This window comes from Paludibacterium sp. (assembly GCF_019232825.1).
In the GTDB taxonomy this organism is placed as follows: Bacteria; Pseudomonadota; Gammaproteobacteria; order Burkholderiales; family Chromobacteriaceae; genus Paludibacterium.
Genome location: NZ_JAFAND010000050.1, coordinates 18,058 through 30,677 on the forward strand (window position 1 = coordinate 18,058; position 12,620 = coordinate 30,677).

Consider the following 12,620-nt stretch of genomic DNA (forward strand, 5'->3'; position numbering starts at 1 on the left):
AACCATGCGATACAAACCCGGCCATAACGCCGAACGGCGCCAGGCACTGTTGCAAACCAGCGGGAGAGTGGTCAAGCAAAACGGCTTCGCCGCCACCGGCGTCGACGCGTTGACCCAGGCTGCCGGCGTCACCAGCGGTGCCTTCTACACCCATTTCGCCTCGAAGGCCGAGCTGCTCAAGGCGTTGATCGAAAGCGAAAGCCAGGCGAGCCGGCAGCGCTGGGACGGCGATCCGCAGCTGAGCGACGACGAGTGGATCGCCACCACGCTCGCACGCTATCTCCACCCTGACCACGTCCACCACCCCGAAAGCGGCTGTGTGCTGCCGGCCTTGACCGCGGAAATCGCCCGCGCCGACCAGGACACCCGGCAAGTGTTCGAAGATGGCCTGCGCCAAGTGACGGCGGCGCTCAGTCAGCGGCTGGGCAGTGACGAACGCGCGTGGGCGTTTTTGAGTCAGGTGGTCGGCGCGGTGCTGATCGCCCGGGCGCTGCCGAACGAGGCGTCGCAGCGGCAGGTACTTCAAGCCAGCCAGCAGTTCATACGGCAGGCGCTGGCCGCCGCCGGCTAAACCCCGGGGCCGGCCACGCCGGCGATGCGCGCGCGCAGCCATTGTTGCGCCGGATCGGCGTGGGCGCGCGCATGCCAGCCCATCACCACGGTAAAGCCGCCGATTTCGCAGGGTGGCGGCCGCAACGCCAATTGCCGCGACCAGGCATCGGCCAGACGCGACGGCACGGTGGCGATCAAATCGCTGGCGCCGACCAAGCTCGGCACCAGCAGAAAATTGCTCAACGACACGGCGACACGCCGCCGCCGGCCCAGGGCCAACAGCGATTCGTCGACAATGCCGTAAAAACCGTTGCCGCTGGGTGACACCAGCACATGGCCGGCCGCGCAAAACGATTCCATATCCAAAACCGACTGACTCGCCAGCGGATGATCGTGCCGCATCACACAGGTGAATTGCTCTTCGTACAGCGGGCGGGCGTGCAGATTGGGCGGAATCGACGTGCGCGACCCCAGCCACAGATCGATCTCCCCCGCCGCCATCTGCTCGTAGGTTTTGCCACCCTCATAAGACAGTAGCGCAACCCGGCAAGCCGGCGCCCACTCGGCCAAGCGCGCCGCGAAGCGCGTGCTGACCGCGTTGTGGATGGCATCGCTGGCGACGATGCGAAAGACCTGATCGGCCCGCAACGGGTCGAACGGGCTCGCCTCCGCCACCAGCCCTTGCAGCCGGGCAATCGCCTCGCGCAAGGGCGCGCGCAGCGCCTCGGCGCGGATGGTGGGCGTCATGCCGCGCGCGATGGGAATCAGCAGCGGGTCGCCAAAGACGTCGCGCAGCTGCTTCAATTGCGCCGACAACGCTGGCTGCGACAGCCCCAGCCGCTGCGCGGCGCGCGTTACATTGCATTCGGCCAGCAGCACGTCGAGCGACACCAGCAGATTGAGATCCAGGCGGGAGAGTTGCATAACCATCCATCAGACAAATAGCTTATATAAGAATAATCCATTTCTTCTATGGCTGTCGGCTTCCTAGAATGGGCGTCATCTCCTATGTCTGAAGGAAAGTCTCCATGTCGCTCGCACAACAACGGGTTTTCATTCTTGGCGGCAGCAACGGTATGGGCCTCGCCCTGGCCCAGCGGCTAGTGGCCGATGGCGCGCAGGTAATCATCGGCGGCCGTTCGACCGCGCGGTTGGACGACGCGCTGGCGACCCTCGGCGGCCAAGCCGAAGGCTTAAGCGTCGATTTCACCGATGCCGCCGATCTGGCCCGCGCGGCACAGCAGCTCGGCAGCCTTGACCATCTGGTGCTGGCGGCGTCGAGCGACGCGGCCTGGGGGCCGTTCGCGCAAACCCCGGCCGACGCGCTGCGCCGCGCGCTGGAAGGCAAGCTCATCGGCTATTGGCAGGCACTGCAAGCGATGCTGCCGATCTTGCGCCGCGACGGCTCGGTGCTGATGCTGACCGGCGCCGCCTCGCGCACGGCGATGCCGGGCACCACCGGCCTCGCCGCGGTGAACGGCGCGATCACGCAGATGGCGCAAACGCTCGCGCTGGAACTGGCGCCGCTGCGCGTCAACGTGGTGTCTCCCGGCCTGGTCGATACGCCGGCCTACGACGGCCTGCCCGCCGAGGCCAAGCGCGGCCTGTTCGAGGCCACCGCCCAACGGCTGCCGGTCGGCCGCACCGGCATGTCCGACGACGTGGCGGCGGCGATGGCCTTTTTGCTGGACAATACCTTCACCACCGGCGCCTTGCTGGACGTCGACGGTGGCGCCCGTATGAGCCGCTAAGGAGATTGACGATGAATGTACTGATCGTGCTCGCACATCCCGAACCGCAAAGCTTCAACGGCGCATTGTTCGATACCGCGGTGTCGACCCTGCACGAGGCCGGTCATCACGTCGCCACCAGCGACTTGTACCGCATGGGGTTCAACCCGGTGTCCGGCCGCCATAACTTCACCACGGTGAAAGACCCGGCGTTCTTGAAGCTACAGGTGGAGGAAAGCCATGCCAGCGAGACCCACGGCTTCGCGCTCGACATCGAGGCCGAGCTGCAAAAGCTGGAGGCCGCCGATGTGATGATCTGGCAATTCCCGCTGTGGTGGTTTGGGCTGCCCGCCATCCTCAAAGGCTGGGTGGACCGGGTGTTTGCCATGGGCCGGGTCTACGGCTACGGCCATATCTACGACACCGGACGTTTCCGCGACAAACGCGCGCTGCTGTCGCTGACCACGGGCGGACCGGCGGAAGCCTACGTGCCGGGCGGCTTCAACGGCGACCTGGACGCCATCTTGCGGCCGATTCATCGCGGCATGCTGCAATTCACCGGCTTCTCGGTATTGCAGCCGGCCGTGCATTGGCAACCGGCGCACGTCGAACCGGCGGCGCGGCAAGACTGGCTCGACGCCTGGGCTGAACGGCTGCGGCACATCGAGCAGGAAGCGCCGATCGAGGTCGGTCAGTACTAGGGGCTGTCTGCAAACCTTTTGAGCGCTGCGCAGGCACCAAAACGACACCCGCCGGGATCTCCAGGGGGTGTCGCCGCATGCCATGTCCGTCACGGCTACCACTTCTGCTGCCGGAAGGCCATGACAGGCAGTCCACCCCACCCCCAATTGTCTGGATCGATCTCCTGGATGGTGACGAAGGTCGCGTCTAGGGGCTTGTTCAGCACATCCAGCAGCAATTGGCTCACCCCCGCGATCAGACGCGCCTTCTCTTCGGCGGTGACCGCATCCGCGCCAGGGGTGCAGCCTTCCTTGGTGATCATGATGTTGACGATCGGCATGATGGACTCCTTGCGCTTACCAATGACCGGCCGACTGACCGCCGTCCACATGCAGAATTTCGCCGGTAATGAACGCCGATTTTTCCAGGAACATCACGGCATCGACGATATCGCTGATCTCGCCCATGCGGCCGATCGGATGCAGCGCGGCCAAGGCCGCATGCGTCTCCTGCGGATGCATCGGCGTCTTGATCACGCCAGGCGCCACCGCGTTGACGCGCACATGGCGTGAGGCGTACTCGATCGCCAACGACCGGGTCGCCGCGTTGAGCCCGCCCTTGGTCAGCGAAGCCAGCACCGCCGGCACGCCGTTGATCGGCTGATCGACCAGGGTCGTGGTGATTTGTACGATATGGCCGCCGCCTTGCTGTTCCATGCGCGCGACGGCGCGCTGGCTAATGTGGAAGAAACCGGCCAGATTGGTGGCGATGTTGCGGTTCCAGTCGTCCAGGGTGAATTGCGTGAACGGTTTGGCGGTGAAGATACCGGCGTTGTTGACCAGGGTGTCGATGCGGCCGAAGCGGTCCACCCCTTCGCGCATGATCAGGTCGGCGGTGACCGGGTCGGCGATGTCGCCGGGAATATGGATGATATCCAGGTCGGTGGCCGGGCCGATATGACGCGAGTTGGCGACCACGCGGTAGCCGGCATGCCGGTAGGCCTTAACCAGCTCGGCGCCGATGCCTTGCGACGCGCCGGTGATGACGGCGACTTTTGCTTCGTTGCTCATGATGATGCCTTTCACTTTGGCTGTTTGCTTGGGTGACTGCATCTTCGCTCGATACGGTTTTGAGGTGAATATGTGCAAATCGGCAGTAACTATTTCATTTTGCGGTTGAATATAGGGAACAGCGGCCCGCATTTCTTCCTTTAGACGGAAGATCGTTTTGCGCCAGGTAATAATACCGATTGGGTCAGGGGAGATTTAGACTAAGCTTGGTGGCATTTCCCATCGCTTTCGAGCGGAAACAGGAGAACGGCATGAGCATGATCCGCGCGCGCGCAGACAAGCGGCTGTTGGCACTGCTAGACATTAGCAGCCCCATCATTCAGGCGCCGATGGCGGGAGTCAGCACGCCGGCACTGGCCGCGGGCGTTTCCAATGCCGGCGGATTAGGCTCGCTCGGCATCGGCGCGGCCAATGCCGAGCAGGCACGCGACATGATCCGCGCCACGCGCGCGCTCACCGCGCGTCCGTTCAACGTCAACGTCTTCTGCCACGCCACGGCGAAAGCCAATCCGCGGGCCGAGGCCGCTTGGCTCGCCTATCTCACGCCGTGCTTTCGGGAGTTCGGCGTCGCCCCGCCCGCGTCGCTACGCGAAATCTACCGCTCGTACCGGGATGACGCGGACGCGCGCGCCATGTTGCTGGAAGAACGCCCGGCAGTCGTGAGCTTTCACTTCGGCCTGCCACCGGCCGAACACATCGCGGCATTGAAAGCCGCCGGCATCGTGCTGCTGGCCACCGCCACCTCGCTCGACGAGGCGCGGCGCATCGAGGCCGCCGGCGTCGATGGCATCGTTGCGCAAGGGGTCGAGGCCGGCGGGCACCGGGGCGTGTTCGACCCCGATGAGCCGGATGAAGGCTTGGGCACCCTGGCGCTCGTGAGGCTGCTAGTACAACGCACCAGCCTGCCGGTCATTGCCGCGGGCGGCATCATGGACGGCGCCGGCATCGCCGCCGCGCTCGCCCTGGGCGCCGTGGCGGCACAGCTGGGCACGGCTTTCATCGCCTGCCCCGAGTCGTCGGCCGACGTGCTCTACCGTGATCAACTGGCGGCTGATCCGCCTAGGCCGACCACGCTGACGCGCGCCATCTCCGGCCGCGCCGCGCGCGGTCTGGTCAACCGCCTAACGGAAATGGGCGAGGCCGCCGACGCGCCGGCCCTGCCCGACTACCCGATTGCCTACGATGCCGCCAAAGCCCTGTCGACAGCGGCCAAGGCGCATGGCAGCGCGGAATTCGCCGCCCACTGGGCTGGCCAGGGCGTGGCCCTGGCGCAAGCACTGCCGGTGACGGCATTGATGGCGCAACTGCAGGCCGAGCTGCGAGAAACCCTCGCCGCCCTGACGAATCGCTAGCCCTGCGCCGCGATCTGGCGCAGCACCTGCTCGAACGCCGGGAGCGGCTGCGCGCCCGACACCAGGTGCTGCTGATTGAAGATGACCGCCGGCACCGCATGGATGCCCGCCTCCTGGTAATAACGCTCCTGAGCACGGACCGCGTCGCCATGACGCGCTGACGCCAGCTCGGCGCGGGCGGCTTCCCGCGACAATCCCGCCTCGCCGGCGATGGTGGCCAACACCTCGCGGTCATTGATCGCTCGCCCTTGGCTGAAGTACGCCTTGAACAGCGCATGCTTGAGCGGCCTGGCCTGACCGAGCGTTGCCGCCCAGTGCAGCAGCCGGTGAGCGTCAAAAGTGTTGTACACATGGGTGCGCTTGGCGAAATCGAAGCCAAACCCCACCGCCTCGCCGCGCGCGATGATTTGCTGCTGGCTGTCGAGAATCTGCTGGGTGCCGGCGCCATACTTCCGCCGGAGGTGCTCGACCGCCTCTTCGCCTTCCGCCGCCATGTCCGGGTTGAGTTCGAACGGCTGGAAATTGAGCGTGGCCTCGATCTCCGGGTACGCGGCCAAAGCCTGTTCGAGGGTATTGAGCGCGATGGCGCACCAGGGACAAACCACGTCCGAGACAAAATCAATGGTCACTGCTTTCACGTTGTACGGCTCCTGCGGCGGGCGCCATGAGACAACCTATTCATGGCGCCGTATTGAGGGATCTATTTCTCATCATAAGCAGAAATCCGCCGGCCGGGTGGCACGGCGGCACTTTTGACGCCCATGACACGCTAAACAATTTTTGCACTTAAGCGAATAGCCGTATGCCGACAGGCATTCTTTCGCATCAAGACGCAATCGCGCCGGCCTGCGCGAAGAAGCCTCTGAGCCGCTCAGCGGCAAAATCCACAAAGGCCCGTACTTTGGGCACCGATAGTCGACCATAGGGCGTGACCAGATGCACCGGCAGCGGCGCGTGCTCCGCGTTTCGCAGTACGATGTCCAGCGCGCCCTCCCGTACAGGTTGCGCCACGTGATAAGAAAACAACCGTGTGACTCCCCGTCCTTCACAGGCCGAGGCCACGGCCGCGCGCACGCTATTGACCACCAGCCGCGGCTTGAACTGGACCGTCAGAGGGACGCTAGCGCCCGGCGGCGGCGGGAAACTCCAGCTATCCAATCCGAAGTGGGTCATGGCAATGATCCGGTGCGACGCCAGATCGGACGGGGTCTCGATGGGCTGCCGCTCAGCTAGGTAACGAGGTGACGCGGCGATCACGCGCCGCACCTCGCCCACCTTGACCGCCACCAGCGAGGAGTCCGCCAGATGGGCAATGCGCAGCGCCACGTCCATGCCCTCCTCGATCAGGTTGATCGGCCGGTCCATCAAATAGAGCTTCACCCCAACCGAGGGAAAGGCATCAATGAAGTCGTCCAGCACCGGGCGCAAAATATCCTCGCCAGCGGCAACCGGCGCGGTCACGGTCAGCGTGCCCCGGGGTGCGGATTTTTCGCCATGCACCACCAAATCGGCCTCTTCGAGCTCGGTCAACACCCGTCGACAAGCGGCGGCATAGCGTTCGCCGGCCTCGCTCAGCCGCAGGCTGCGTGTGGTGCGGTGGATCAGCTCGGCACCGACGTGCGCCTCCAGAAACGCCAGCGCGCGGCTGACAGCGGCCGGAGAGCGGCCGAGCTTGCGGCCGGCCCCCGCGAGACTGCCCTCGTCCAGCGCAGTGACGAAGACTTTCATGGCATCGATGCGGTCCATGATTCAACCTGTTTTGGCAATAATGGCTTACGTTTTATAACCAGTCCGCCGGGCCAAGTAAATATCCGTCCCACGTTGCGCCGACAACTTCTCTAACAGATTCATCCCGCACGGCAATACTTGGCTGACACTTATCCTAAATACTGGGCCGGTGATTTTTAACGCGAAGGAACCGCGGGATGAACAGTGTCAAATCGTTGATTTTTGTCGCCGCGCTGGCAACCGGCGCTTACGCCAACGGCGCCCTTGCCGCCGATAGCAGCGCGCCGATGGCGCAGTCAGAGGGCATGACGCATCACTGGCAGATGGACCCGGTCAAGCGGGCGGCGATGATCGACCATCATCTGCAAAAACTGCACGATGCCTTGAACCTGCAACCGGCGCAAGAAAGCGCCTGGCAACATTACGCGGCCACGGTCAAAACCACCTTCAACCAGCCGCATCCGGTCTTCGACCCGAACAGCACGCTGCCTGAGCGCGTAAATCAACACGTGCGCATGATGGAAAGCCATCTGGCCAACATGAAGCGGCTGGCGGCGGCCACCACCATCTTCTACCGGACCCTGACCCCGGCACAGCAACAGACGTTGAACGAGAAGACCCGCTTCTCCGAGGCCGGCAGCCATTAAGCGCGCCACATCTCATCGGGGGCGATTGGTAAAGAAGTGTTGCAACCGGCCATTCCGCCGCGGCGGCGAGTGAGCGATCCGGTATCCTAGCCGGCGATGATCACACTCTCTTATACGCTGGCCGGCGCGCTGACCGGCTTGCTGGTGGGCATGACCGGCGTGGGCGCGGGCGCGATGATGACGCCGGTCCTGTTGTTGGTTTTCGGAGTGGCGCCGGCCACCGCCATCGCCACCGATCTGTGGTTTTCCGCGATCACCAAAATCGTCGGTGCCGGCATCCACCATGCCGGCGGCCAGGTCGATTGGCCGATCGTCAAAAAGCTGTGGCTCGGCAGCTTGCCGGTCGCGCTGGGCGTAGCACTGCTGGTGAGTTTGGGCGGCTTGCACCAGCAGGTGAGCTGGCTGAACAAAGCCATCGGCGTGGTGGTGATTCTGACCGCGCTGGGCCTGTTCGTCGCCCCGCGCATCCAGGCGCTGGCAGGCCGCCACGGGCAAAGCGAGCGGTCATCCTACTGGACCGTATTGTGCGGCGCCTTCATGGGGCTGTGCGTGGCGCTGACCTCGGCCGGCGCCGGCACGCTCGGCAGCGTGGCGCTGCTGGCGCTATTTCCACGGCGTATGACCCCGCACCGCCTGGTGGCCACCGACCTGGCGCACGCCATTCCGCTCACCCTGCTCGCCGGCCTCGGCTATCTGTTCCTGCGCGCGGTCGATTGGCCGATGCTGCTGAGCCTGCTGCTCGGCTCGATTCCCGCCATCGTCCTCGGCAGCCTGCTCGCGCAAAGGCTGCCTGGCCGCGCGCTGCAGCTTCTGCTAGCGCTGGTGCTGATTTCCGCGGGGGTGAAGCTGGTTGGGTGAATGGCTTAGTCTGGATCGAGATGTAGCGTGCGTTCGCGCAGCAACGCACGTCCTGCCCCCCGAAACCGGATAACGCTAATCGAAAATCTCGCTTAGCGCCGGGAGCACGTCCTGCTGGTAAATTTCCCGAAAGGTCTTGTTGCCGTCGGGGACGCGATACAAAGGCCAGTCATCGAACTTGGCGTGATCGGCACGCACCCACCAGCCAAATTGGGCGTGCATCAAGAACACCGTCACCTGGCTGCGATCCGCCGATTGCACGGCTTGGCCGCCGCCCGGACAATAATTTCGGTAGCCGCGCGCCAACAGGTAGAACAACACCCACTTCTCCTGCGCGTCGATCACTTCCTGGTAGGTCGTCATCATCTCTTTCGACAGCTCGCGCAAATCCGGCTCCACGCGAAATTTCGCCTCCACCATGATGGCGTCGTAACGATCGGACGAGTCCAAGTTCAGCCGTGAAATGATGAAATCCGGTTTTTTGTTCTCTTTTGCCAGCTGTTGACTCCCCAATCCCAACCGTTGGAACGCGCTGGTTTTGTTCTTCACATACAGCGGCGCCGTATGCTCGATGCCGTAAAGGTCGACATCGTAGCCAAGCAGCTCGAAATGAGCACGGGCGGTGGTTTCGGCGATGGCGCCGAACATTTTGTTGCGGTGGAAGGAGAAATCGTCGCTCATGGGTCATTAGCATAGATTGTGAAATTTCTAATGACATTAAATTAACAAGCGTAGGCGATGCAATAGGAAACGCGGTTAGCAACTCGCCGGTTCGGAGCCCTCGCGGGCTCTGCCTCCGGTTGTGCCTTACTTGACGGTGAGAACTGAGCAGCCAGCCACCTCCCGTGACTGTGCTAGCGACGCGATAGAAGCCATTTGCCGCTAACTCTGATCGGAGTGACGCGCCAGCGCAAGATAGATTTGGCTAACCGCAGGAAGTTGATTTCTCAAACAATGACGTGTTGACTAGGCGCGGAGGACATCAACACAGCAGACAAATTTCACAATGCGCATGACTGACAGATTAATTGCCATATTGAGATGGCTAATTAAGATCTACAACCCACCCTATCAACTTCATCTTTGTGATATGGAGATTTCCATCATTCCAAACAAAACAATATATATTTTTAAGCAATATGGAACACATGAATGTTACGCATTTTCATATCATGAGATAATTAACAATAAGAACATTCTATTTAGTATCAACCCCGTTGACATGATCGATGTTCATCAGCATGAGTTCTTTGCCAAGCTGCGTTCGACGGAATGTCATATCTCTGAACAACTTCCCAATAACACCTATAAGCTTATTGCCGAAGATCGCTATTATACGTGCACCGGCGAATACATCATTAACAATATGGATATGTTTGAAAATTTGTCCCATCATGATTTGGCAAAGATCGCGCACGAAACCGGATTTCGCAAGGGCAGGAAACTATCCAAAGATATTACTTGGGCGATTTTGAATAAAAAAAGCCACTCTGCCGCCAAGCCACGACTAAGAATTGTTCACCTCAACGAAACTAAAGACTAGCGAAGATAGATTGTCTGCGATTGATGCCCCTGCGTGGAAAATTCTAGAATTTTATAGCCACTGATCGCTTCAGTTTCAACAACGGCAGTTCCCTTCTTCCATTGGAAGCAGGCTGCAGGGCAGGTTTCCAATTTTAGCTCTCCCATCTTTACATTATACTCTCCATGAACATGACCACATATAATCAACTTAATTGCATCTATTTCTCCCACATGACGCATAAATTCCTCGCCATTTTCGACATTGCAAGCATCAACAAGAGGCGTTCCAATGCGAACTGGGTGATGATGCATAACCAAAGAAATTTGCTTATTTTCATTTGCAAGCTTGCTTAATTTATCCATTTCATTATCGTTTATTGACCCAGAATCATTATTGCCAAACGTTGAATCGATAGCAACCAAACCCCAACCGTCACCATCAAGCCTAGACAACCGTTCGGCATGATATTTTTCGCTACTTTTCAATATATTATCTAAAACGTCATGATTACCATGTATCCAAAACATAGGCAGTGATAACTTTGATAACAATGAAAAAGCTAAATCATATGATTCCATGCTGCCATCTTGTGAGATATCTCCAGTAATCAACATGCCATCGCTATCATGGCGATTTTCTGACTGAATATAAGACACTACCCGTTCAAGCATGGCATAGGTATTTATATTAAAAAGTTCTTTGTCTTTTTCTGAAAAAATATGAGTATCAGAAACTTGTATGTACTTCATATATCAGCTCCTTTCGCCATCATAATGATATAAAAATGTTAATTTAACTTCTTATCTTCAGAAAATGCTTTCAGTGGATTGTATGATATTCCCCAATCATAAAAATCAGTCTTCTCATATTTCTTTACCACTCCTACTAAATATATACCGATCGGAAACAATATAAATGAAATCAAAACTTTATATGACCATGTTGACGCCAAGATGTTCAGCAATTCCCCAAAGCTGTATTTCCCGGAAAGGCTGATCGGATAGGCGGTAATCAACAAAACCGCCTGCGCAGTCATCGCTGACACCATGTATCGAATGATAAAAAGCCGGCCAAGAAAGAATATCTTCAGTTTCGAGATAACGAAACTATTACAAAAATACGAAGCGGGCACAGAAATCCACGTCCCGACCATGACTCGCCAAAATTCATGAAATAACTCATGATAATGCCCTGCGACTTCATTGTTGTGCCTTTGCACAATAGCAGCGCTATTAATAGCCACCACATAAAACGTTTGACATAGCAGCATAATCCATATAATTCTTACACCCTTTTTATACCCATATACTTCTGTCGTAATAGTCGAAATCAAGTAGCACATGGAGAAGATTATGCCGCTTGCCGTCAATTTAAAGCCATAGAAATCTATTATTTTATAAACGAGTGTATCGCAGGTAATCATGATTGTTACCATAAGGCCTGCAAACAGATCATATAGCTTATATTCCTGATGAGAAGGTTTGCACATATTTCACTTTCACTTATCAGACAATATCCTTATATTAATTATTTTTATAACAACACCAATAATTTGAAATTCAGTATAAATAGAAGGGGGTACTTCTTGAAATGGGATTGCCGAGGTAAAAACAAAGTTATCTTGCTCTATATATATTTTACGGAAACATGGGGAGTGGTTATTGATCTTCACTAAAACGATATCGCCATCGGCAGGAGCATCATTCTGAGAAATAACACACACTGATCCAATTTGAAATTGAGGAGAAAGGGAATTATTATTTATTTTTATTGAAAAATATGATCCGCTGCCACTGAGCTCTGTGGTAAATAGATCATAATGAAAATAGTGATCTGCTAAAAATCCATCCAATTCATTCATCTTGATGAGCGGTATAGCCCTCGCTTTTTGTTGTCCAGCGTCTTCGCTCAACAAATCATGCTCCGACAACTCTGACAGCGATACTCCGAAATACTTTGCGAGCGCCATCAAGGTCGATAACGTTGGATTACCAACGCCCCTTCGAAGACTATTAATCGTCGCGACCCCTAGTCCTGTCGCATTAGAAACAGCAAGGGCATCCATGTTATGCCGCCCCATGAGACGAGTGAGATTCCTAGCTGTCGTTTCTAGTAAACCGTCTTTTCCTGCTAATGTTTGAGCTTCTTCAGACGACATAATAGCCTCTATTGATTGTATAAAATTTCCTACGACAGTAAATTGTCAAAAGAAGCGTGACACATCAAAAAATGAACGCATTTGTATTTTTCAACACATAAGGATATGATTTTTTACTTTGGCACCACATAAACATGAATAGCGCTATACACAGCCGTATCTATTTTTCAGACATTTGGCTACTTTGCGAGCCCACGCGTTCCAAATTGAAAATTTCATATATCTTCTATTTCAGAAGTGATTGGGCTAGCGTTTGACGTAAGAGAGGTATACGAACTGGGATTGGTTCTGTATCGGCACCCCCTGTTATCCCCATGCC

Annotated in this window: 16 protein-coding genes; 7 read left to right on the forward strand and 9 right to left on the reverse strand. The window is 57.6% G+C overall.

What is annotated here, in order from left to right; all coding sequences use genetic code 11:
• The first annotated feature begins 4 nt into the window (after nt 1-4).
• Nucleotides 5-571: a TetR/AcrR family transcriptional regulator gene (locus JOZ06_RS06335; RefSeq protein ID WP_293230177.1), complete on the forward strand. Its 567-nt coding sequence runs from the start codon at nt 5-7 to the stop codon at nt 569-571.
• Here JOZ06_RS06335 and JOZ06_RS06340 read toward each other — a convergent pair.
• Nucleotides 568-1,476 (reverse strand): LysR family transcriptional regulator, encoded by a 909-nt coding sequence (locus JOZ06_RS06340; RefSeq protein ID WP_293230180.1) that lies wholly within the window; start codon nt 1,474-1,476, stop codon nt 568-570. The two genes, JOZ06_RS06335 and JOZ06_RS06340, sit on opposite strands and share 4 nt — an antisense overlap.
• Before the next feature lie 104 nt (nt 1,477-1,580).
• Between JOZ06_RS06340 and JOZ06_RS06345 the strand changes: the two genes are divergently transcribed.
• Nucleotides 1,581-2,303, forward strand: a complete 723-nt coding sequence (locus JOZ06_RS06345) for an SDR family oxidoreductase (protein WP_293230183.1) — start codon at nt 1,581-1,583, stop codon at nt 2,301-2,303.
• Nucleotides 2,304-2,314: 11 nt separating this feature from the next.
• Nucleotides 2,315-2,983 (forward strand): NAD(P)H-dependent oxidoreductase, encoded by a 669-nt coding sequence (locus JOZ06_RS06350; RefSeq protein ID WP_293230186.1) that lies wholly within the window; start codon nt 2,315-2,317, stop codon nt 2,981-2,983.
• Between the two features lie 95 nt (nt 2,984-3,078).
• Here JOZ06_RS06350 and JOZ06_RS06355 read toward each other — a convergent pair whose 3' ends face one another.
• Together JOZ06_RS06355 and JOZ06_RS06360 are read right to left on the reverse strand one after the other, a co-directional pair.
• Nucleotides 3,079-3,303 (reverse strand): 4-oxalocrotonate tautomerase family protein, encoded by a 225-nt coding sequence (locus JOZ06_RS06355; protein ID WP_293230189.1) that lies wholly within the window; start codon nt 3,301-3,303, stop codon nt 3,079-3,081.
• Between the two features lie 16 nt (nt 3,304-3,319).
• Complete coding sequence (locus tag JOZ06_RS06360) at nt 3,320-4,033, reverse strand: SDR family oxidoreductase (protein WP_293230192.1); 714 nt, start codon at nt 4,031-4,033, stop codon at nt 3,320-3,322.
• Nucleotides 4,034-4,284: 251 nt separating this feature from the next.
• On the opposite strand from JOZ06_RS06360, the gene JOZ06_RS06365 reads away from it, so the two are divergent.
• A complete protein-coding gene (locus JOZ06_RS06365) occupies nt 4,285-5,385 on the forward strand; it encodes a nitronate monooxygenase (RefSeq protein WP_293230195.1) in 1,101 nt (366 codons plus the stop codon).
• Here the strand turns inward: JOZ06_RS06365 and JOZ06_RS06370 are convergent.
• Both JOZ06_RS06370 and JOZ06_RS06375 read right to left on the reverse strand, forming a co-directional pair.
• Nucleotides 5,382-6,023 (reverse strand): DsbA family oxidoreductase, encoded by a 642-nt coding sequence (locus JOZ06_RS06370; RefSeq protein ID WP_293230198.1) that lies wholly within the window; start codon nt 6,021-6,023, stop codon nt 5,382-5,384. The two genes, JOZ06_RS06365 and JOZ06_RS06370, sit on opposite strands and share 4 nt — an antisense overlap.
• A 187-nt stretch (nt 6,024-6,210) precedes the next feature.
• Nucleotides 6,211-7,131: a LysR family transcriptional regulator gene (locus JOZ06_RS06375; protein ID WP_293230200.1), complete on the reverse strand. Its 921-nt coding sequence runs from the start codon at nt 7,129-7,131 to the stop codon at nt 6,211-6,213.
• A 179-nt stretch (nt 7,132-7,310) separates the two neighbouring features.
• On the opposite strand from JOZ06_RS06375, the gene JOZ06_RS06380 reads away from it, so the two are divergent.
• Nucleotides 7,311-7,760 (forward strand): Spy/CpxP family protein refolding chaperone, encoded by a 450-nt coding sequence (locus JOZ06_RS06380; protein ID WP_293230201.1) that lies wholly within the window; start codon nt 7,311-7,313, stop codon nt 7,758-7,760.
• Between the two features lie 96 nt (nt 7,761-7,856).
• The gene (locus JOZ06_RS06385; RefSeq protein ID WP_293230203.1) at nt 7,857-8,618 is read left to right on the forward strand and encodes a sulfite exporter TauE/SafE family protein; all 762 of its coding nucleotides are present in this window, start codon (nt 7,857-7,859) and stop codon (nt 8,616-8,618) included.
• A gap of 75 nt (nt 8,619-8,693) precedes the next feature.
• On the opposite strand, the gene JOZ06_RS06390 is transcribed toward JOZ06_RS06385, so the two are convergent.
• The gene (locus JOZ06_RS06390; RefSeq protein ID WP_293230206.1) at nt 8,694-9,299 is read right to left on the reverse strand and encodes a hypothetical protein; all 606 of its coding nucleotides are present in this window, start codon (nt 9,297-9,299) and stop codon (nt 8,694-8,696) included.
• A gap of 541 nt (nt 9,300-9,840) precedes the next feature.
• Between JOZ06_RS06390 and JOZ06_RS06395 the strand changes: the two genes are divergently transcribed.
• Entirely contained in the window at nt 9,841-10,161 is a 321-nt protein-coding gene (locus JOZ06_RS06395; RefSeq protein WP_293230209.1) for a hypothetical protein, read from the forward strand.
• Here JOZ06_RS06395 and JOZ06_RS06400 read toward each other — a convergent pair.
• The 3 genes from JOZ06_RS06400 to JOZ06_RS06410 all read right to left on the reverse strand — a co-directional run bounded on the left by JOZ06_RS06400 (nt 10,158) and on the right by JOZ06_RS06410 (nt 12,301).
• The gene (locus JOZ06_RS06400; protein WP_293230212.1) at nt 10,158-10,892 is read right to left on the reverse strand and encodes a metallophosphoesterase; all 735 of its coding nucleotides are present in this window, start codon (nt 10,890-10,892) and stop codon (nt 10,158-10,160) included. The two genes, JOZ06_RS06395 and JOZ06_RS06400, sit on opposite strands and share 4 nt — an antisense overlap.
• A 38-nt stretch (nt 10,893-10,930) precedes the next feature.
• A complete protein-coding gene (locus JOZ06_RS06405; protein WP_293230214.1) occupies nt 10,931-11,566 on the reverse strand; it encodes a VUT family protein in 636 nt (211 codons plus the stop codon).
• 75 nt (nt 11,567-11,641) lie between these two features.
• Complete coding sequence (locus tag JOZ06_RS06410; RefSeq protein WP_293230216.1) at nt 11,642-12,301, reverse strand: helix-turn-helix domain-containing protein; 660 nt, start codon at nt 12,299-12,301, stop codon at nt 11,642-11,644.
• Nucleotides 12,302-12,620: the final 319 nt, after the last annotated feature.